This window comes from Ancylomarina euxina (genome assembly GCF_003863355.1).
In the GTDB taxonomy this organism is placed as follows: Bacteria; Bacteroidota; Bacteroidia; order Bacteroidales; family Marinifilaceae; genus Ancylomarina; species Ancylomarina euxinus.
The window spans coordinates 265,451-286,176 of sequence record NZ_QQWG01000003.1; the positions used below are offsets into that span (position 1 = coordinate 265,451).

Here is a 20,726-nt window from a genome sequence, read left to right on the forward strand (position 1 = left end):
TTATTGACTAAGTTGACATGTCTTGTTGAACTTAAGTTGTTGAATTTTGTTTATTATTTATCGACTCTGTAAAATTACTACTTGACTTTCTAGATGTAAAAACTTTAAGCTAAAAAATGATGACTACTAAAATAATTGGAAGAACCTTGCTTGCCAGTTTAGCTATTTCCTGCTTTGCTTGTCAACCTAAGCTTTCGCTTGAAAAGGCTGAAGCTAAAATGTCAGAAAAACAGATGAAAGACTATATTCAGGTATTGGCATCAGATGAGTTTCAAGGCAGAAAGCCATTCTCAGAGGGGGAGGTTAAAACGATTGATTATATATCAAATGTTTATTCTAATTTGGGATTGACACCTGCTGTTGAAAACAGTTATCTACAGGAAGTGCCTTTGGTTGAAGTAAGCGTTGGTGTTGATCAGTCTATGAATTTTAATACGAATGGTAAAGAAAAGAATATCCGTTATAAAGATGATTTTGTTATTTTTTCTCGTCGTTTAGATGATAGTATCGAGGTGAAAAACTCCGAGCTTGTTTTTGCAGGTTATGGAATTGTTGCACCAGAATATGGATGGAATGATTACAAGAATCTAGATGTAAAAGGCAAAACGGTTCTGGTTTTAGTTAATGATCCTGGACTTGACTCAGGTGATGACAACTTGTTTAAAGGTAATGAGATGACCTATTATGGTCGTTGGAGTTATAAATATGAGGAGGCAGCTAGACAAGGTGCAGCTGCATTATTGATTATTCATGATACTAAAGGAGCTGGTTATCCTTGGTCAGTTGTTTTGAATTCTGCTTTGGTGCCAAAACTGTATCAGCAATCAAAAAATAAATATGCTGACAGAGCTGCAATGGAAGGATGGTTGACTCAAGATATTGCGACAGAAATATTTGTTGATAATAAATTGAACTTGGAGGAGGCTATCTTAGATGCCAAGAAGAAAGGTTTTAAGGGCTTTGCTTTAGATACAAAGATGAGCATGACCATTCGCAATTCTTATCGCGAAGATAAAACCAATAATGTCATTGGTACGATTAAAGGGAGCGACTTGTCTGATGAGTGTATCGTGTATTCTGCTCATTGGGATCACTTGGGAATTGGTCGTAAGATGAATGGTGATAGTATTTATAATGGAGCAGTTGATAATGGAACTTCGCTGGCTTGGATGTTCGAAATTGCCCGTGCCTTTAAAGCAATGCCAACGCCTCGACGTTCAATCGTATTTCTTGCACCTTCGGCTGAAGAATCAGGCTTGAATGGTTCTGCATACTATGTTAGTCATCCTGTGTTTCCTTTGAATAAAACAGTAGCGAATATCAACAATGATTTGATGTTACCTTATGGTAGAATGAAAGATCTAATGGTAACGGGTTATGGTCAATCGGAACTTGATGATTATGCAGAAGAGGCAGCAAAAGAACAAGGACGCTATATTCTTAAAGATCCAAATCCTCACACAGGCATGTATTATAGAGCCGATCATTTTAGTTTTGCTAAGGCTGGTGTGCCTGCATTATTTGCTCGAGGGAATAATGATCATATCGAAAAGGGGAAAGACTATATGTCTAAAAAGGAAAAGGATTGGTTAGCTAATAATTATCACAAACCATTTGATGAGTATCAAGACTGGTGGGATTTATCAGGAGTTAAAGAGGATGCTCAGTTGATGTTTAGAATCGGATGGAAGCTTGCCAATGAGGATACGTTCCCAAAATGGAAAGCGGGATCTGAATTTAAAGCTGTACGTGAAAAACAAATGGCAAACTAATTTAGGTAAGATACAAGAATAAAAAAAGCGATCTCAGATTCCAAATCTGAGATCACTTTCATATATGATGACTTTGTTAAAGTCTTGACTTATAGTGTAACGAGTCCCCCCATTGGCCATAACCAATTTCACCATCTGCCATGTTAATACGAGCTTCCATACAGTTTGTACAGTCATCAGCACCTTCATCAATACAAGGCTTATTCTGGTATAATAAGTAGTTAGCTCTTTCTTGAGTTGGCGTAATGTTTGGCATAATAATGTTGGCTCCAATCTTTAAAGCTTTCTCTCTTCCCAGAGGATCAATGGCTTGAAGGGCGGTTGCTGAAGCTATATTGATGTCCTTCATCATAATTCGAAGGACTGCAATCATTCTAAGCGTTAGTCTAAATCTATCATTTAGACTCATTAGATCATCCTTATACTCATAAAGAGGGGTTTGATCGTGCTCAATGAAAGGTCCCATTCCCACCATGTCAATATCAAATTCTTTCATGAAAAGGATATCGTTAGCCAAATCTTCATAGGTTTGAAAAGGAAGACCAATCATAACACCAGTTCCTGTTTGATAGCCAATGTCTTGAAGTGATTTTAGGCATGCGAGCCGTGTTGCATGGGAATGCTCTTCGTTGTCAGGATGTATTTTGTTGTATAGTTTTGGATTACTCGTTTCCACACGTAGAAGGTAACGATGAGCACCAGCGTCGAACCATTTTTGATAAGTCTCTTTAGTTTGCTCTCCTATTGAAATGGTGATTCCCAGTTCGTCATTACTTACCTTTTTGATATCCTTTAAGAGTTGGCAGATTCTATCTACAAAAGCAGGATTTGAACGTTCTCCAGCTTGTAAAACCATGGAACCGTATTTGTGTTCGTAGGCAAATTTTGCAGCTTTCAATATTTGGTCATCAGCAATATCGTAACGATTAACCATTTTATTGGAGGCACGAATACCACAGTATAAGCAATCCTTTTTGCAAATATTTGAGAATTCAACTAGCCCACGAAAATAAACCTTATTCCCAATATGCTTGAGTTTAACATCGTGTGATCGTTTAAATAATGCTTTCTCTTGCTCACCATTTGCTTTTAAAAGTCGAATGATTTCCTCTTTAGTAAAGCTATCTTTCTGCAATAATGTTTCGAAACTTATATTCATGCTTGTTGGCTTAGGCTTTCAAATTGGCATTAATAAAATGCAATGTTTATGTATTTGATTGAGTGGCAAAAATAGTGATAAAATTTCAAGTAGTCTCGCAAGTTTTTTAGTATTTAGAGTTTCGTATTCGAAACTCTTTAATATGTTTATTGGAATTTATTAAGAAGATCTTATTTCTAATAAAGGACATTGTTATTCGTAAACTGATAAGGAGCTCGTAAAGTTGATATTTCCTTGAAAGAGTTGTGAATTCTTAGTTTAAGACTGAAGAAAATCCATTAAAATGCAAACGTTTGTTTTAGAACTAATCTAAATTATTAGTTTTTCTCCAATAAACAGGCTTTCGCTTACAGTTTCCTATCGTTTCTTCTTTTTAGAGTATTGATTCTTACTATATTTGTCCGAAATTCTAAAGAATCATTACTTGATTTAGAGTGAATGTTTTTAATTCAAGTTCACCTAAAATCTATTTATAGAGATATACAATGCAGTCGATTATTTATAACTCTGGTTATAAAATAAATGTGAAACAAAATATTAAAACATATACAATGATAAACGAACAGTTATTAAATCCTAAAAGTATTGTTGTAATCGGAGGTTCTGATGACGTACAAAAGCCAGGTGGTAAGGTTTTGAAAAATCTTATCGATGGTAATTTTAAAGGAAACCTGTATGTCGCTAATCCTAAGTTAGACGAGGTTCAGGGGATCAAATCATTTAAGAATCCTCAAGATTTACCTGAGGTTGATTGTGCAATTTTAGCGATTGCAGCTAAATTTTGTCCATCAACAATTAAATTGTTAGCCGAAGAGAAAAATACACGTGCATTTATTATTCTTTCTGCTGGATTTAGCGAGGAAAATGAAGAAGGTGCTGAATTAGAAAGACAAATTGTTGAGACTGTAAATTCTGTTGGTGGTTCTTTAATCGGACCAAACTGTGTTGGTGTTTTGAATTCTAATTACAATGGTATTTTTACAACGCCAATTCCATCATTAGATCCTAAGGGATGTGACTTTATTTCTGGGTCTGGTGCTACAGCTGTTTTCATTATGGAATCAGGAGTACCTAAAGGCCTTTCTTTCTCAAGTGTATATTCAGTGGGTAACTCAGCTCAAATGGGTGTTGAGGAGATTCTTAAATATATGGACGAAAGTTTCGATCCTGAAACAAGTAGCCGTGTTAAGCTTTTATATATCGAGAACATTGACAAACCTGAGATGTTATTGAAGCACGCTTCTTCTTTGATTCGCAAAGGATGTAAGATTGCTGCTATCAAATCGGGTAGTTCAGAGGCTGGGTCTCGTGCTGCCTCTTCACATACGGGTGCTTTGGCTAGTCCTGATGTAGCAGTAAATGCATTATTCAAGAAAGCGGGTATCGTTCGTTGCTCTGGTAGAGAAGAGTTAACGACTGTGTCTTCTATCTTTATGCATCCTGAGTTGAAAGGAAAAAACATCGCTGTTATTACTCACGCAGGAGGTCCTGCAGTCATGTTGACAGACTCACTTTCAAATAATGGTTTAGATGTACCACATATCGAAGGTCCTAAGGCTGACGCTCTGTTAGAGAAGCTTTATGGAGGTTCTTCAGTCGCAAATCCAATTGATTTTCTTGCAACAGGTACAGCTCAGCAATTGGGTGATATTATTGATGCTTGTGAGAATGATTTCGATAATATCGATGCAATGGCCGTTATTTTTGGTAGCCCGGGCTTATTCCCAGTATACGATGTTTACGACTTGTTGGATGAGAAGATGAAGCAGTGCAAGAAGCCGATTTATCCTATACTTCCATCTGTAATCAATGTTAAAGATGAAATTGAGCACTTCTTAGCTAAGGGTAGAATTAACTTTCCTGATGAGGTTGTTTTTGGCGATGCGTTGGCTAAGATTTATAATACACCTAAACCTGAGGTAGAGAATATTGTTATTCCTGAGGTTGATGAAAAAGCGATTCGTGCAATTATTGATGAAGCGGATAATGGTTATTTAGCACCTGAGAAAATTCACGCTTTATTGGATGCTGCTGGAATCGATCGCTCAAAAGAGGGTGTTATTGATACGGTTGAAGCGGCTAAGAAAATGGCTACTGAAATAGGTTACCCAATGGTGATGAAAGTTGTTGGACCTGTTCACAAATCTGATGTTGGTGGTGTTGTCTTAAATGTGATGAATGAAGAAACGGTGGTTGCTGAATTCGAGCGTTTGATTAAGATTCAAGACACATATGCTGTAATGATGTGTTCTCAGCATAAGGGAACAGAAGTATTTATTGGTGCTAAGCGTGAAGATAAATTTGGTCACATGGTATTGTGTGGATTGGGTGGCATCTTTATCGAAGTATTTAAGGATGTGAAAGCAGCCTTGGCTCCAATTTCTAACGAAGAAGCTCACGAAATGATTCGTGGATTACAATCATACGGTATCATTAAAGGGATGCGTGGACAAGAGCCAGTAAATGAAGATAAATTTGCTGATGCAGTTTCTCGTGTTGCTGCTTTAATGACAGTTGCTCCAGAGATTTTCGAGATGGATTTAAATCCACTTTTGGGATCGAAAGATGCCGTTGTAGCTGTTGATGCTCGTATTAGAATTGAGAAGGATATGTAATATCAGTGAAAAAGTAAAAAAAAGTGAAATGGTGAAAAAGTAAAAAGGTGATAAGGTAAAAGGTGAAAATGCATCATTCTTTCTTATTTAATTTCTTTACTCATTAACATTTTTACTCTTTAACTTCTTAATTTCTTAACTCATTTACTTAAAAAATATGAGAAAGTTTAAAGATTTAAGCCTGAATGAAAAACTGATGATCAGTTTTATTTTAATTCTTTTAATAGCTGTTGTTTTAAATTGGAGCAATATTTATAAAGGAATAAAGAAGGGCTTCGATATTCATACAGAACAGCCAGCTAAATAAGCTGGATAATACCCGAGACTTTGTCTCGGGTATTTATTTTCCAATCTTGATCTTCAGATCTAGATATTATTTACCATTTGCATGATATTATAAACAAATGAAAAAACAAGATCTAATATTTATTCTTTGTGTCATTACTTGCTTTCTGCCATTTTTCTTGTCAGAAGATGTGTTTAACTTTTATGTGAATTTTAATAAAGCTCATGGTATGGTTACCAGCTTTATTAAGTTTGCCATACTTGCCACATTGGGAGAGGTAATTGGTTTGAGAATGAAAACTGGCGCTTATTACCAAAAAGGCTTTGGTATTCTACCAAGAGCTATTGTTTGGGGATTTTTAGGTTTAACAATTAAGTTGGCTTTTGTGATTTTTGCTACAGGAACACCAATTTTTCTTGCTTACCTTGGCCTCGAAGGTGCTACCGAAGTTATGAAGGGTGCTTTTAGTGCAGACAAATTATTAGTTGCTTTTGCAATATCAGCATGTATGAATTTGATTTATGCACCTGTAATGATGACTTTGCATAAAATCACAGATATTCACATTGTTGATAATGGTGGGACTGTAGGTGGTCTTTTGAAACCCATTCAGTTTTCAAATATTTTTCAAAAATTAGACTGGGGTGTGCAATGGAATTTTGTATTCAAAAAGACGATTCCTTTTTTCTGGATACCTGCACATACATTCACCTTCTTATTACCTCCGGATTATCAGGTTCTCTTTGCAGCGGTATTAGGAATTGTGCTGGGAGTATTGCTAGCCATTGCGAGTTTGAAAAGTGCTAAATAATTATAACTTTGTAGAGGATTGAAAATTATAGATTTTTAATCCTCTATTTTTTTGTAAAAGCAAGGCTGATCATTTTTTTTTCGATCTCTATGCTTTATCTGAAGTCTCATCTCTATATATTAAAAATATGACTAAAATTGGATTATTTTATGGCCCTCAGGAGGGTAATGTAGAAAAAGTAGCAAAGTTAATTGCTAGTAAAATCGAAAATGTAGATTTAATTCGAGTGAAGGAAATTGGAGCAGATGCTTTGAACAAATACGATAATATTATTCTTGGTATTTCAACACTTGGAAAGCACACTTGGGCTTCAGAGAATGAAGGAAACGATTGGGATCAATTCCTTCCAAAAATGAATGGAGCCGACTTAAAGGGCAAAAAAGTTGCAATTTTTGGTCTTGGCGATCACATTGCATATGCTGATTTCTTTGTAGATGCTATGGGCGAATTGTTCGAAGTTGTTAAAAAAACGGGAGCGACAACTATTGGTCAGGTTAGTGACAAGGGATATGAATTTAACGAATCTCGAGCTTTTGTTGATGGTAAATTTGTTGGTTTGCCAATAGATGAGGATTTTGAAGATGATTTAACCGAAGAAAGAGTGGATAATTGGTTGAAAATTATCCTGCCAGAAATGAAATAAAACAAGAGTTAATCTTGTTAAGAAAAGCTCACTTTTTAGAAAGTGAGCTTTTTTTTGTCCTTAACTACCAATTTGGTAATTTTATAACGATTACTCTCTTTAGACTGTAATTATATAAGCTTAATAGGTTTTAAATTGTAAGGGAAATTTGTAAAATTGTAGTGAAATTAAAATGACTTTATTTATAAATAATAACTTCTAATAATATAAGTATGAAAACCCCCATAAATCCTCAAATAGTAGATGGTAAATTAGCTCTATGTGAAATAGATAAGATGGAAGATGCAACTATACGTGACGTTGTGCGTGTGGTGAATATGATCGAAAAAGAGAGTGGAGAGAAATTCATTCGCATGGAAATGGGGGTTCCAGGTCTAGCTGCCTCTAAATATGGTATTGAAGCTGAAAAAGCAGCCCTTGATAATGGTGTGGCAGCAGCCTACCCAATGCTTGAAGGTGTGCAGGTGCTGAAAGAAGAAGGTTCTAAATTCATTAAGAATTTCATGAATGTTGATATGAAACCTGAAGGCGTTATTCCAACAGTTGGATCTATGCAAGGCGGATACGCAGCTTTTATGGCTGTTTGCTCATGTACCGAAGGTAAGGATACTATCCTATTTGTCGATCCAGGTTTTCCAGTTCAGAAAACTCAGATGGATGTATTAGGAATGAAATATGAAACCTTTGATATTTACGATTACCGTGGAGATAAATTGCAGGCTAAGCTTGAGTCTATCATGTCAAAAGGGAATATCGCAGGTATTGTTTATTCTAATCCTAACAATCCAGCCTGGATTTGTATGAATGAGGATGAGTTGAAAACAATTGGTGAGATGGCCACGAAGTACGATGCTATTGTATTGGAAGATCTTGCCTATTTCGCAATGGACTTTAGGGTAGATCTTAGTCAGCCTGGTGTTGGACCTTATCAACCTTCTGTAGCAAGATATACAGACAACTATGTTTTGATGATTTCAAGTTCTAAGGCATTCTCTTATGCAGGACAAAGAATTGGCTTGCTTTGTATTTCAGATAACCTATACAAGAGAAGGTATGAAGGATTAAAGAAGCGTTTTGGAACTGATGGCTTTGGTTATACAGTTGTATATCGTATTATTTACACACTATCTTCAGGTGTATCTCATTCAGCACAATATGGCTTACATGGTATGCTAAAAGCTGCTAACGAGGGTAAATTCAATTTTGTTGAAGATGTAAGGGAATACGGTGAGAGAGCTAAGATTATGAAGAAACTGTTTATGGATAATGGTTTTGAGTTGGTTTATAGTACCGATGTTGACCTGCCTCTTGCTGATGGATTTTACTTCACAATTTCTTATCCTGGTTTAACTGGACCCATTTTGAATAAGAAATTACTATACTATGGAATTTCAGCAATTTGTTTGAATGAAACAGGAAGTTTGAAAGAAGGGCTTAGAGCTTGTGTTTCGCAGATTTCAAGAAGTCAATTTGCTGATCTAGAGTATCGTTTGAAAGAATTTCATAAGCATCATCAGGTATTAGCTTAGTTGATGCTTCAGGACTTATAAGTAACGAATTTGTTAATAAATGCGATGAATTTATTTAGACTGATTGTAAATTCATCGTATTTGTGACAAATTGTAAGGAAAACAAGGATAAGGGCTTTTGATTTGTTACCTTTATCGAGCAAATTAACATTTAATTCTTTAAATATATAAACGCTATGGCAAAATTTATAGGTGCTATTGTTGTTGATACCGAAAAATGTAAAGGTTGTGGCTTATGTGTTGTAGCCTGCCCTACAAAGGTTATCGAACTTGCACGCGACGTAAATGGCAAAGGTTACCATTATGCTCACATGGCAAATGCCGCTGCATGTATTGGTTGTTCAAGTTGTGGTTTGGTTTGTCCTGACACTGTAATTACTGTTTACAGAACAAAAGCAAGCTAAATTCTATTTAATCAAAATCTGAAAATCTTAAAAATATTCTTGTAATGGGAGATATTCGATTAATGAAGGGGAATGAAGTGATCGCTGAAGCAGCTATTCGTTGTGGATGTGATGGGTATTTTGGTTACCCAATTACACCTCAGTCTGAAGTTATGGAGACCCTTATGATTCGCAGACCTGAGCTGGAAACCGGAATGGTTGTTGTTCAAGCGGAAAGTGAAGTTGCTGCTATCAATATGGTGTACGGTGGTGCATCTTGCGGTAAAAAAGTAATGACATCGTCTTCAAGTCCTGGTATCAGTTTGAAGGCTGAAGGTATCACTTATTTGGCTGGTGCTGAGTTGCCTGCTTTAATTGTTAATGTTGTACGAGGAGGACCAGGTTTAGGTACTATTCAGCCAGCTCAGTCGGATTATTTCCAGGCTGTAAAAGGTGGTGGACATGGTGACTACAAGCTAATTGTTTTGGCTCCTGCTTCGGTTCAGGAAATGAACGATTTTGTTGAGTTGAGTTTTGACTTGGCATTTAAATATTTAAATCCAGCATTGATTTTGACTGATGGTGTTATTGGTCAGATGATGGAGAAGGTTGAATTGTCAGAATTCAAGCCTCGTTGGACTGAAGAAGAAATTATTGCAAAGTCTGGAACTTGGGCAACTACAGGTAAAACTGCAGATAGAGAGCGTAATATTTCTACATCTCTTGATCTGGATTCGGCTAAGCAAGAAATTTTCAACCACAAATTGCAAGCGAAATATCGCGCAATGCAAGAAAACGAAGTTCGTTTCGAAAAAATCAATTGTGATGATGCTGACTACTTATTTGTAGCTTACGGATCAAGTGCTCGTATTTGCCAAAAGGCTATCGAGATTGCTCGTAAAAAAGGTATTAAAGTTGGTTTGCTACGTCCTATAACTCTTTTCCCTTACCCTATTAAGCAAATTCAAGAAATGCTTGGTCAAGTAAAAGGAATCTTATCAGTAGAAATGAGTGCTGGTCAAATGGTCGAAGATGTTCGTTTGGCAGTTAACGGTAAAGTGCCAGTAGAGCATTACGGTCGTTACGGTGGTATCATTCCTACTCCTGATGAAGTAGTTGAAGCATTAGAACAAAATTTTTTAGGAGAATAAGTTATGACAGCAACAACAGAACTTAAGAATATAATTAACGAAGAGAACGTTGTTTACAAAAAAACGTCTGTTCTTTTAGATAACGAAATGCATTATTGCCCGGGTTGTACTCACGGTGTAATTCACAAGGCAATTGCTGAAGTTATCGATGATATGGATATTCAGGAAAAAACCATTGGTGTTTCTCCTGTTGGATGTTCAGTATTAGCATACAATTATCTAGATATCGATTGGCAGCAAGCTGCTCACGGTCGTGCTCCTGCATTGGCTACAGCAACTTCTCGTTTGATGCCAGAGAAATACGTTTTCACTTATCAGGGTGATGGTGACTTAGCTTCTATCGGTTGTGCTGAAATTATGCACGCTTGTAACCGTGGTGAGAGCATCGTTGTATTCTTCGTAAACAATGCCATTTATGGTATGACCGGAGGACAAATGGCACCAACAACTCTTGAAGGTCAGGTGACTGCAACATCTCCTTACGGACGTGATTGTCAGACAACGGGTTTTCCTATGAGAATTTCGGAAATGCTTGCCATGTTACCAGGTACTCGTTTCGTGACTCGTGAGTCTGCTGAAACTCCAGGTGCAGTTCGTAAACTGAAGAAAGCTATTCGCAAAGGTTTTGAAAATACCAGAGAAAATAAGGGTATCTCATTCATCGAAATTGTTGGAACTTGTAGTTCAGGATGGAAACTTTCTCCTGTTAAGTCTAACGAGTGGATGAAAGAAAACATGTTCCCTTACTACCCACTTGGTACATTAAAAGACGAGTAAATTTCATTAGGGATAGAGCTAGATTAACTTTATGGTAGATTATTTAGAACAATCAACGATCTATCCCATAATCGATTAAAACTGTAAAAAAATGACTGAAGAAATTATAATTGCAGGATTTGGTGGTCAGGGTGTGCTTTCATTGGGTAAAATTCTTTGCTATTCTGCTATTATGCAGAATCAGGAAGTATCATGGATGCCATCATACGGACCTGAAATGCGCGGAGGTACAGCTAATGTAACCGTTATCTTGAGCGACGAACGTATCAGTTCTCCTGTATTAAAAAGCTTTGATACAGCTATCATTCTTAACCAACAATCAATGGATAAGTTTGTGAACGAAATTAAACCAGGTGGAACTTTATTATATGATCCAAACGGTATTACACGTCACCCAGAGAGAAAAGATATTAATATCTATAAAATTCAGGGTGCGGCTTTAGCGACTGAAATGGGGAATCCTCAAACTTTCAACATGATTATTATGGGTGGTTTCCTTAAAGTGAAGCCAATCGTATTACTTGAGAATGTTAAAAAAGGTCTTGAGAAATCTTTGCCAGAGCGTCATCATAAATTGATTCCTTTAAACATTGAAGCCATTCAAAAAGGAATTGAGAATGTTGAAACTGTACTAGCTCTATAGAGAAATAAACAACAACAAATACTATCCAATTAGTTAAAGGGCAATCCGCAAGGCTTGCCCTTTTTCTATGCCTTGTATTGTCTTATTTAGATTCATTTTCTACTCTAAGGAACTTGACAAATATGACAGTATGAATTTTAATTTAAAAAGAATAGTTTTGTTTAATTCAACCTATAGTCTATTGTATGAATAGCTAAAAATCTTTAAGAATCGATTATGAGAAATTACCTGTTATTGCTTGTTGTGTTATTTTCATCCTGTAGTGAAATATTGAAAGAGGAGAGCCTGGAACAAAAGTTTATGAAATACACAGGTTATGCCAATAAAGCTGAGTTATGCATTTGTGAGAATCAGCTTAAGCAAGCGAAATTGTATTACGATACGCTTTTCAAGGTTGATATCCCTACGCATGCGAGAGAGAAGTATAATCATGCCATATGTAAGCTGAAACTAAAAGATACGTTGACAGCTGTAAGGGAGTTTGAAGATTTATATCAAAATAAGTATGATGGGATGTATCCATATATTTTAAAGTATAAGTCTAAATATACTGCCCGAAAGTTGTCTGAAGAGGATGACTCTTTGTATAAAGAGTCACAACGTATTTTTGAGATTGATCAGAAGGCAAATGGTAATAAATACAACGATTATGAGAATTATTTCAATACCGTTAAGGCAAATGTTCAAAGAATAAAAGAAGTGGTGACTAAGCTAAATGCTATCGAAAACTCAAACTTTAGTATTAATACATCTAAGCTGTATATTCCAATCCTTCATTATTTCCAAATGAAAGTTTTTGTGAATAAGGTTGCCGATGATTCAACTTTTGCAATAAAACAACCTGTTATTGCTTGTTTAAAGAATAAAGTATTGGAAGATCTGGATTTTGAAGAACTTGTTCGAAAACAAGTGTTTTTAGGGTTTTTTGATCGATATACTTATGCATCATTATTTCGCACGAAGGAAAATGATGCAGGAAATAGAATTGCTTATCAGTTCAATAATTATAAGTTAGTGTTTTCACCTGATCGGTTAAATGACTCTACTGTCGCACTTTATAACAGGAATAGAAAATCTTTTTTCTTGGAAGATTTTAATGATTATTATAAGAAAGTAGAGTTTCATGATCTAAGCTTTAATGATGGTGACTTGTTTCCATTATTTAGTATCAAGCGAGAAGATTCTGAAACAAGACATCAAAAGGAATCGGCATATAACAATTCTGAGAATTTTAGAATTGTAAATAGTTATAGGTTAATGTATGGTTTTAGGAATGATGATGATGCAAAGAATTGTTATGATGGATATATCAATGATTATTTTAAGAAAATAGAGTTGTCGAATTAATTTATCTCGTTGGTGCGCGATTACATCGCGTTCCTTGGTAAAATGATAAAAGGCATACGATAAAATCGTGAGCTAGCGGTCTGTAATTTGTGGTTCTAAAGAAATAAAAGCAAAATGGCTAGCCCTTTAAATGTATGAGCTAGCCATTCGTTTGTCTTATCTTTTATACAATCTAAAGCTTAAAGAAGCTGTAGTCTATATATTGAAGAAGGGTTTGTGCCTCTTTATGCTTGGCTATTTCAGCCTTCCACTTGTTAGAGTTGAGGTCGAAGATCAAACTCTGAGTAGAATCGACAAAACCATAGCCATTATTGTAGGTGAAATAAGCATAACCTTTCTGCGATTTATTAAATAGGTTTTTACCAATAGTAAAATCGCTAGCATCAATTCCCATTTGTGGCAAAAGGCTAGTCGCTAAATCGGGCTGACAACCGTATTTGTCAATCTTAAGGCCTTTTTCTTTCAGACAGCCACCCAACCAAAGCATGGGTATTTTGTATTTGTCAGGATCGTTAGGCACGTAGTTGCCTACATAACGAGAGCCATGATCAGCCAATAGAATTACCAAAGTGTTATCCCAGCTTGGAAGTTTCTTTAATCGGTCTATAAACTCACCCAGGCACTTGTCTGTGTAATAAGCTGAGTTCATAAATAAGCTGTTTTCATCTTTGCCTTGTATAGCTGTTTCCATGGGTACAGCAAAAGGCTCATGACTACTTAGAGTCAAACAAGCTTTAAAGAAGGGTTGTTTTTCTAGTTTTATGTCGTGATACAATCTGTCGAATAAGAATTCGTCGTGCACGCCCCATTTCGATGTGTTTAACTCACCAGGAAAATTATCCATTGAGATGGTATTGTTGAAACCTACGTTTGATAGATAGGAGTTCATACTGGCAAAATGAAGATCTCCACCGTAATAGAATTTGCTATTGTAGCCTTCTTTCTTCAGTGTTTTGCAAAGGCTTGGTAAGTTCTGTACTTTCTTATGAAATTCAATCACAGGTTTTTGTGGTAGTGAGGGAAAACCAGAGAAAATACCTACCGTTCCAATCTTCGTTCTGTCGCCAATTCCGTAGAAGTTGGTGAACATGATACCTTCATCTGAAAGGGTATGGAAGTTTGGTGTGACCCCTTTTTTACCGCCCAGTTCTTCTATAATGGCTGAGGTGAAACTTTCCAATACAATTAAAATAATGTTAGGCGATTGACTTGTCAGAATTGTATTCTGATCTATAGCTTGTGAAGCGATCATATCCTGAAACCTGATTTTAGCTTCATCATCGGGTATCAGTTTTAGTCTTTTATTTTTCTTAAGCTTCTTTAGAGAATAAGAGAAATTCCAAATTGGGTTAACCGCCAAAAGGTTGGCGTAAGTGTTCGATGAATGGTAAACGAAGCCTACATTCATAGGTGCAATGCCAAAACCACCTCTAACAGGAATAATCATACTGGCTGTTAGAAGTAATAAAAGGGGAAGGTATTTCAATTTTGCTGGAACAATCGCATCCAGCTTTTTAATTAAAAAACGGTTGAATAATTTATAGCTTAGTGTAAGCATGGCAATATAAATCCCAAATAAAAGGATATAGGTTGATGTGGCCGTTGATGCAGCGGCTTCTTTAGGGGTTTTTAGATAACTTAAAATGGTACCATCAGCATGAAAACCCCAGTTGCGGAATAATTCGAAATTGGGCACGGCAATCGTTAAGCTAATCAGCATAAGCACTGCATAAAGAACTCTGAAGAGCGGTTTTAGTTTCGTTCCAGACACTGTTATGCTAGAGCATAGAATTAAGCCTGTTAGCATCATGATATAACCTGTAATCGAAACATCGTGATATAGACCGTATGTAAAGGATAGGAAAACCTCACCAATACTTAATAAACTCGTTTGTGAATATTGATATATCGAAAATGCAAAGCGAATGAATATCATAAAGGCTATCCATGATATGGCGGCTGCAAGGAAAAATCTTAATCGTTGTTTCATAATTAGAATCGAGTAATAAATTTTATTTGAAAATTGCAATTATAGCCATAACTACAATTGAAAGGCTACCCCAGGATGTGATGTTCCATTTCCAATCTTTTTCAGCAATCGGATTGTTTAGTTTTATAAACTTAAATCGGGGTAATATTTTATAAATAAGATAACCAAAGAACAGGCCAATAGCCGTACCTACAATTATATCCCCAGGGTAATGAACGCCCAGATAAATTCTGGAGTAAGAAACCAAAATAGCCCATGAAAATAAGAATAGGCGCAGTTTTCTGTTGCGGAAAAGTAAACTGCAGAATGTAGCCAAACCAAATACATTGGCTGCATGCGATGAGGCAAAACCATATTTTCCTCCTCGGTAGCCATTTACGGTGTGAACCAGATCGGCCAGTTCTGGAGAACGACTCGGACGAAAACGCTGAAAAGTCGGTTTCAAAATTCCCGATGCCATTTGATCGCAACAGACAATCACCAGTATAATAGCGACTAAAAGATACAAACAGTTTTTCCATCCGTATGTGCGGTATATTTGAACAATGATGGACAGATAGAAAGCTGCCCAAACCAGTTTCCCGGATATCAGGAACATAAATGAGTCGAAAAAAGGAGAGTGGATGCCGTTAAGGAATAAAAGTAATTCCTGATCTAATTGATTGAGTGTTTCAAGCATAATTGTGTTCGTATGTAGATTACCTAAAGTATCTGACTTCTGATTAAAAGGTTTTAAAATGACTGTAAAAATAGTGATTATACTTATTAATATGCTGATTTGTTAATTGATTGAATAAAGAAAAGGCTTGTTTCTTTGTCAGATACTCTGCCATTTGTTTCTTTTTTGGAGCTAGTAAAGATATTAACAAGTTCGTTTAACCGTTTTTTACTAGCTTTTATCGTGCAGCATATTGTTTCGTCCAATAAATTTGATGTGAGATATAAATAGAACTAAAATTGTAAGTGAGATTGAATATTATATTTAATTTTGATAGACATAAACTATGCTTTTGTTATTCTTTTAAATGTCAATATTATTTACTTGCTTTTAAAGAATAGCTTTTAACAATTAATTCAAAAAATTTAATGATGATTAGAAAACTGTTTCTATCGCTTCTGTTTGTAAGTATTTTTGCAATTGGAAGCTTTGCTCAAACTGGGAAAATTAAGTTTGAGGAATACGATCTGGCTAATGGCTTACATGTCATTCTTCAGCAGGATCATACAACACCAAATATTGTGATTTCAGTCATGTACCATGTTGGTTCGAAAAATGAAAGTCCGGAATTAACTGGATTTGCTCACTTTTTTGAACATTTAATGTTTGAAGGTACCGAGAATATTCCACGTCATCAGTACGATAAATATGTATCACGAGCAGGTGGGGAGTTGAATGCTAACACCTCAACAGATCGTACTTATTATTATGAGTTATTACCATCTAATCAGTTGGCTTTAGGTATGTGGTTAGAGTCAGAAAGAATGATGCATGCTAAGGTTGAAGCTATTGGTATTAAAACTCAGAAGGATGTAGTAATTCAAGAAAAGAAACAACGTTATGACAATCCTCCTTACGGAACAATTTTGCCACAAACATTATCACATGCCTACGAGAAGCACCCATACCGCTGGACTCCAATTGGAGATGAGGAGCATATTCGTAATGCAAAGGATGAAGATTTCTTGAACTTCTACAAAGAATTTTATGTGCCTAATAATGCTGTTCTAACCGTTTGTGGCGATTTCAAAACTGAAGAGGCAAAGCAATTAGTAAACGACTATTTTGCTGCTATTCCAAAAGGAACAAAAGAGATTTATCGTCCTTCGATTGTAGAGCCTGTAAAAACAAAAGAAGTTAGAGATACTGTTTTTGATAATATTCAATTACCTGCAGTTATTCAGGCTTATCACATTCCTGCAATAGGAACTCCTGATTTTTATGCTGTAAGTATGTTGGGTAAACTTTTAACCGATGGTAAAAGTTCTCGAATGAACAAGACACTGGTTGAAGAGAGACAATTGGCTTTGCAAATGATGGCTATGCCTATGCCTAATGAAGATCCAGGTTTATCATTAGCTTTTGGTATTCCTAATATGGGGGTAGATCCAATGGATCTTGAAAATGCAATGGAAGAGCAATTCTCATTAGTTCGTAAAGAATTAATTACAGAAAGAGAATTCAAAAAGCTTCAGAATAAAGTTGAGAATGAGCTAGTAAGTTCTAATGCATCTATCGAAAGACGTGCTGAAAATTTAGCAACTGCATATACTTATTATAAATCAACAGAACGTGCCAATCAGGAGTTAGATAACTATTTAGCTGTTACTCGTGAAGATATTAAGCGTGTAGCGAATAAGTATTTTGTTCCAGAAAATCGCGTGGTTCTTTATTACTTGCCTAAAGTAAAATAAGAAGTAACTGAAATTATAATGAGTCGATTTTGGCTGACTCAATTTTATTGGCATAGGCTTAAGCCTAAACATGTAAATTTAAAAAAATGAAAAAAATAAATAAATTCCTATTCATACTTGTTGCTATTTGTTTAGTGACTTCGGTTCACGCACAAGTAGATAGAACCAAGGCACCTGCTGCAGGTCCTGCACCTAAAGTTCAATTGGGTGATTATGATACTTTTACATTGAAAAATGGAATGAAAGTTTTGGTTGTAGAAAATCACAACTTGCCTAAGGTATCTTTTAATCTTCAATTGATAATTGATCCTGTTTTAGAAGGAGATAAATCTGGTTATGTATCCATAGCTGGAAGTTTGCTTGAATCGGGGACGAGTACAAAAACGTCTCAGGAGATCGCAGAAGAAATTGATTTTATTGGAGCACGTTTGGGATCTCATTCTGAAGGCGCATATGCTTCTGGTCTATCGAAGTATAAAGATCAGATTTTAGCTTTAATGGCCGATGTGGTTTTGACACCTTCGTTCCCAGCTGATGAGTTCGATAAGTTGATTAAGCAAATGAACTCAGGTATTCAAGCTGATAAGACATCTCCTAAAAGTATTGCCAAAAATGTACGTAGAAAAGTGATGTATGGTGATGCTCATCCTTATGGTGATGTTATGACTGAAGCAACTTTAGCTAATATTACATTAGATGATTGTAAAAGCTACTATGCTAACTATTTCAAACCTAATGTTGCTGTATTAGCCATTGTTGGTGATATCACAACCAAAGAAGCTAAGAAATTAGTGAAGAAATATTTTGGCAAATGGGAATCAGGTAAGGTTCCTGCTCATGTATACGAGATGCCTGCTAAGATTGAAGGTAAGCGTGTAGTTCTTGCAAATAAAGATGCGGCTCCTCAGTCAACAGTTCAGGTGGTTTATCCAATCAACTTGAAAAAAGGAACTGCTGATGTAATTCCTGTAAGTGTAATGGATGCGATGTTAGGTCGTGGTTTTGCTGGTTTATTAATGAAGAATCTTCGTGAGGACAAAGCTTATACCTATGGTGCTTATTCTAGCATATCTGCTGATCAATTAGTGGGTGATTTCTACGCTGGTGCAGAAGTGAAAGCAAATGTAACAGATAGCGCATTTATTGAGATTGCTAAAGAAATGAATCATATCAGAAATGAGAAGATGACTGAAGATCATTTTAATATGACTAAAGCAACTCTAGCAGGTGACTTTGCTCGTGCTTTAGAGTCTCCATCTACTATTGCAAGCTTTGCTTTGGCTATCGAACGTTATAACTTACCTGCTGATTATTATGCAACTTATCTTGAGAAGTTAGATAAGGTGACCCTTGAAGATGTTCAGGCTGTGGCTAAAAAGTATGTTGATCCTGATAATGCCATCTATTTAGTGGTGGGTGATAAAAAACTGAAGGAGAAATTAGCTAAGTTAAGTTCAAACAATGTGGTTGAAGAATACGATGGCGAAGGTCAGATTGTAAAAGAAGATCCTAATGCTATTCCTGAAGGCTTAACTGCAAATATTGTTGTTGAGAATTATATCAAAGCTATTGGTGGAAGAGAGAAGCTTGAAAGTATTAAAGATATGAGTGTGAAAGGTGAAATGAAAATGGGACCTATGAGCATTAATGTTGAGCAAGCTTATAAGAATAATAAGATGTTTGCAATGTCTATGGTAATGAATGGACAGGTTTTGCAAGCCATTAAATACAACGGTGCTTCAGCTAAGGTTATGGCTCAAGGTCAGGAAAACCAAGCTAATGAAGAGCAATTGAAAGGTTTTAAGATGCAAGCTCATATGTTTGCGGAGCTAGATTTAGAAGGTTTAGGATTCTCTTCGACATTGGTAGGTACAGAAAAAGTTGATGGTAAGAAAACATTTAAACTTGAAGTTGTAGGTGCTGATGGAATCACAAAGTATGATTTTTACTGTGCTACTACTGGATTGAAACTTAAGACTGTAGCTCAACAGAATGGTATGTCTGTGACAATGCTTTATAATGATTATAAAGATGTTGATGGTTTAAAGTTTCCATTTACGACTTTAACTAAAATGGGGCCTCAGGAAATGCCTTTAACTATTACAAGTTTAGAGCTTAATAAAGATATTAAGGATGAATTGTTTAACTAATAATTAAACAGAATAGAATAAAATGGTCACCCTAGGTGGCCATTTTTGTTTTTTAATGATATGGACTTTAGTCTGGTTTATGCTTTGTAGCACCCTGTTTTAGGGAGTTGGTAGAAATATTTGAGAAAAAACAAGAAGTGTTTGGTAGTTTGTAAATTGTTTCTACCTTTGCGCACCGATTCAGGAGCGTAATTAGTGGTTAGTTAAGCGCAATGATCGAATCGATTGTTTCAATATGATTATATAAGGATTTAGGGTTAAATTCGTATTGAAAATTAATTTTGGGTTAGAAGAAAAAGGCAGGTGGGGACCTGCCTTTTTCGTTTTTATTTAGTGCCTTTTCTATTCGTCTGATTCTGGTGACATATATTTATAGATGACACCTGCTAATATTGCCCCAATAATTGGTGCTAACCAGAATAACCAAAGTTGGCCCATTGCCCAATCACCAACAAAAAATGCCTGACTTGTACTACGCGCAGGATTGACAGATGTATTGGTTATTGGTATGCTGATGAGGTGAATAAGCGTTAAGCCTAAACCTATCGCTAAGCCAGCGAAACCTTTGGGAGCTTTCGAATGAGTTGCTCCAAGTATGATCATTAGAAACATGAAAGTCATTACAATTTCACAAACTAATGCAGCAAACATGCTGTAACCTCCAGGTGAATGCTCCGCATAGCCGTTGGCTGCAAACCCACCCATCTCGAAACCTGATTTGCCACTTGCGATTAAATAGAGAATTCCAGCTCCCGCTATGCCACCCAATACCTGAGCTGCAATATAAGAGAGTAATTCTTTCTTGTCGAAACGTCCGCCAACCCACAGACCTATGGATACAGCAGGATTCAGGTGACATCCAGAAATGTGTCCTATAGCGTATACCATTGTTAAAACCGTTAAACCAAAAGCTATTGCTACTCCTACAAATCCAATGCCTAATTCAGGATAAGCCGCTGCTAAAACAGCACTACCACATCCGCCTAATACGAGCCAGAGTGTTCCTATAAATTCTGCAATTAATTTCTTCATAATTTGTTTTTATTAAGGTTAATAAC

General features: G+C 36.0%; 17 protein-coding genes. 13 read left to right on the forward strand and 4 right to left on the reverse strand.

Translation table 11 applies throughout. From position 1 onward, the window contains the following. The first annotated feature begins 119 nt into the window (after window positions 1-119). Window positions 120-1,772 (forward strand): M28 family metallopeptidase, encoded by a 1,653-nt coding sequence (locus tag DWB61_RS04900; RefSeq protein ID WP_156190179.1) that lies wholly within the window; start codon window positions 120-122, stop codon window positions 1,770-1,772. 76 nt (window positions 1,773-1,848) lie between these two features. On the opposite strand, the gene hydE is transcribed toward DWB61_RS04900, so the two are convergent. Next, the gene (hydE, locus tag DWB61_RS04905; RefSeq protein WP_125029770.1) at window positions 1,849-2,931 is read right to left on the reverse strand and encodes a [FeFe] hydrogenase H-cluster radical SAM maturase HydE; all 1,083 of its coding nucleotides are present in this window, start codon (window positions 2,929-2,931) and stop codon (window positions 1,849-1,851) included. A 551-nt stretch (window positions 2,932-3,482) separates the two neighbouring features. On the opposite strand from hydE, the gene DWB61_RS04910 reads away from it, so the two are divergent. From DWB61_RS04910 to DWB61_RS04950, 10 genes are all read left to right on the forward strand, one after another. Continuing rightward, complete coding sequence (locus DWB61_RS04910; RefSeq protein WP_125029771.1) at window positions 3,483-5,546, forward strand: acetate--CoA ligase family protein; 2,064 nt, start codon at window positions 3,483-3,485, stop codon at window positions 5,544-5,546. Window positions 5,547-5,703: 157 nt separating this feature from the next. Beyond that, the gene (locus DWB61_RS17660; protein ID WP_156190180.1) at window positions 5,704-5,853 is read left to right on the forward strand and encodes a hypothetical protein; all 150 of its coding nucleotides are present in this window, start codon (window positions 5,704-5,706) and stop codon (window positions 5,851-5,853) included. A gap of 97 nt (window positions 5,854-5,950) precedes the next feature. Beyond that, window positions 5,951-6,643, forward strand: coding sequence for an Mpv17/PMP22 family protein (locus tag DWB61_RS04915; protein WP_125029772.1), 693 nt, complete (start codon window positions 5,951-5,953; stop codon window positions 6,641-6,643). A gap of 127 nt (window positions 6,644-6,770) precedes the next feature. After that, on the forward strand, window positions 6,771-7,286 hold the full coding sequence (gene fldA, locus DWB61_RS04920) for a flavodoxin FldA (RefSeq protein WP_125029773.1): 516 nt from the start codon (window positions 6,771-6,773) through the stop codon (window positions 7,284-7,286). 212 nt (window positions 7,287-7,498) lie between these two features. Continuing rightward, on the forward strand, window positions 7,499-8,815 hold the full coding sequence (locus DWB61_RS04925; protein WP_125029774.1) for an aminotransferase class I/II-fold pyridoxal phosphate-dependent enzyme: 1,317 nt from the start codon (window positions 7,499-7,501) through the stop codon (window positions 8,813-8,815). Between the two features lie 176 nt (window positions 8,816-8,991). After that, on the forward strand, window positions 8,992-9,219 hold the full coding sequence (locus DWB61_RS04930) for a 4Fe-4S dicluster domain-containing protein (RefSeq protein ID WP_125029775.1): 228 nt from the start codon (window positions 8,992-8,994) through the stop codon (window positions 9,217-9,219). A gap of 44 nt (window positions 9,220-9,263) precedes the next feature. Then, window positions 9,264-10,349 (forward strand): 3-methyl-2-oxobutanoate dehydrogenase subunit VorB, encoded by a 1,086-nt coding sequence (locus DWB61_RS04935; protein ID WP_125029776.1) that lies wholly within the window; start codon window positions 9,264-9,266, stop codon window positions 10,347-10,349. A 3-nt stretch (window positions 10,350-10,352) separates the two neighbouring features. After that, window positions 10,353-11,126 carry a thiamine pyrophosphate-dependent enzyme gene (locus DWB61_RS04940; RefSeq protein ID WP_125029777.1) on the forward strand — a complete coding sequence of 258 codons (774 nt, stop codon included), beginning with the start codon at window positions 10,353-10,355 and terminating at the stop codon, window positions 11,124-11,126. A 91-nt stretch (window positions 11,127-11,217) separates the two neighbouring features. Then, window positions 11,218-11,769, forward strand: a complete 552-nt coding sequence (locus tag DWB61_RS04945) for a 2-oxoacid:acceptor oxidoreductase family protein (RefSeq protein WP_125029778.1) — start codon at window positions 11,218-11,220, stop codon at window positions 11,767-11,769. Window positions 11,770-11,985: 216 nt separating this feature from the next. Next, a complete protein-coding gene (locus DWB61_RS04950; protein WP_125029779.1) occupies window positions 11,986-13,116 on the forward strand; it encodes a hypothetical protein in 1,131 nt (376 codons plus the stop codon). 172 nt (window positions 13,117-13,288) lie between these two features. Here the strand turns inward: DWB61_RS04950 and DWB61_RS04955 are convergent, their stop codons facing one another. Together DWB61_RS04955 and DWB61_RS04960 are read right to left on the reverse strand one after the other, a co-directional pair. Next, window positions 13,289-15,106 carry an LTA synthase family protein gene (locus DWB61_RS04955; protein ID WP_125029780.1) on the reverse strand — a complete coding sequence of 606 codons (1,818 nt, stop codon included), beginning with the start codon at window positions 15,104-15,106 and terminating at the stop codon, window positions 13,289-13,291. 22 nt (window positions 15,107-15,128) lie between these two features. Next, the gene (locus tag DWB61_RS04960) at window positions 15,129-15,785 is read right to left on the reverse strand and encodes a phosphatase PAP2 family protein (protein ID WP_125029781.1); all 657 of its coding nucleotides are present in this window, start codon (window positions 15,783-15,785) and stop codon (window positions 15,129-15,131) included. 410 nt (window positions 15,786-16,195) lie between these two features. On the opposite strand from DWB61_RS04960, the gene DWB61_RS04965 reads away from it, so the two are divergent. Both DWB61_RS04965 and DWB61_RS04970 read left to right on the forward strand, forming a co-directional pair. Then, window positions 16,196-17,518: a M16 family metallopeptidase gene (locus DWB61_RS04965; protein ID WP_125029782.1), complete on the forward strand. Its 1,323-nt coding sequence runs from the start codon at window positions 16,196-16,198 to the stop codon at window positions 17,516-17,518. An 86-nt stretch (window positions 17,519-17,604) separates the two neighbouring features. Beyond that, entirely contained in the window at window positions 17,605-19,668 is a 2,064-nt protein-coding gene (locus tag DWB61_RS04970) for an insulinase family protein (protein WP_125029783.1), read from the forward strand. A 342-nt stretch (window positions 19,669-20,010) separates the two neighbouring features. Here the strand turns inward: DWB61_RS04970 and aqpZ are convergent, their stop codons facing one another. Further along, entirely contained in the window at window positions 20,011-20,700 is a 690-nt protein-coding gene (gene aqpZ / locus DWB61_RS04975) for an aquaporin Z (RefSeq protein WP_125029784.1), read from the reverse strand. Between the last annotated feature and the right edge of the window lie 26 nt (window positions 20,701-20,726).

Excerpts from the sequence above, each read along its gene's own strand:
- DWB61_RS04925 (WP_125029774.1), top strand. The coding sequence starts at position 7,499 with ATGAAAACCCCCATAAATCCTCAAATAGTAGATGGTAAATTAGCTCTA.
- DWB61_RS04915 (WP_125029772.1), top strand. The coding sequence starts at position 5,951 with ATGAAAAAACAAGATCTAATATTTATTCTTTGTGTCATTACTTGCTTT.
- DWB61_RS04945 (WP_125029778.1), top strand. The coding sequence starts at position 11,218 with ATGACTGAAGAAATTATAATTGCAGGATTTGGTGGTCAGGGTGTGCTT.
- DWB61_RS17660 (WP_156190180.1), top strand. The coding sequence starts at position 5,704 with ATGAGAAAGTTTAAAGATTTAAGCCTGAATGAAAAACTGATGATCAGT.
- DWB61_RS04940 (WP_125029777.1), top strand. The coding sequence starts at position 10,353 with ATGACAGCAACAACAGAACTTAAGAATATAATTAACGAAGAGAACGTT.
- DWB61_RS04970 (WP_125029783.1), top strand. The coding sequence starts at position 17,605 with ATGAAAAAAATAAATAAATTCCTATTCATACTTGTTGCTATTTGTTTA.
- hydE (WP_125029770.1), bottom strand. The coding sequence starts at position 2,931 with ATGAATATAAGTTTCGAAACATTATTGCAGAAAGATAGCTTTACTAAA.
- DWB61_RS04950 (WP_125029779.1), top strand. The coding sequence starts at position 11,986 with ATGAGAAATTACCTGTTATTGCTTGTTGTGTTATTTTCATCCTGTAGT.
- fldA (WP_125029773.1), top strand. The coding sequence starts at position 6,771 with ATGACTAAAATTGGATTATTTTATGGCCCTCAGGAGGGTAATGTAGAA.
- DWB61_RS04900 (WP_156190179.1), top strand. The coding sequence starts at position 120 with ATGACTACTAAAATAATTGGAAGAACCTTGCTTGCCAGTTTAGCTATT.
- DWB61_RS04965 (WP_125029782.1), top strand. The coding sequence starts at position 16,196 with ATGATTAGAAAACTGTTTCTATCGCTTCTGTTTGTAAGTATTTTTGCA.
- DWB61_RS04955 (WP_125029780.1), bottom strand. The coding sequence starts at position 15,106 with ATGAAACAACGATTAAGATTTTTCCTTGCAGCCGCCATATCATGGATA.
- DWB61_RS04930 (WP_125029775.1), top strand. The coding sequence starts at position 8,992 with ATGGCAAAATTTATAGGTGCTATTGTTGTTGATACCGAAAAATGTAAA.
- DWB61_RS04935 (WP_125029776.1), top strand. The coding sequence starts at position 9,264 with ATGGGAGATATTCGATTAATGAAGGGGAATGAAGTGATCGCTGAAGCA.
- DWB61_RS04960 (WP_125029781.1), bottom strand. The coding sequence starts at position 15,785 with ATGCTTGAAACACTCAATCAATTAGATCAGGAATTACTTTTATTCCTT.
- aqpZ (WP_125029784.1), bottom strand. The coding sequence starts at position 20,700 with ATGAAGAAATTAATTGCAGAATTTATAGGAACACTCTGGCTCGTATTA.
- DWB61_RS04910 (WP_125029771.1), top strand. The coding sequence starts at position 3,483 with ATGATAAACGAACAGTTATTAAATCCTAAAAGTATTGTTGTAATCGGA.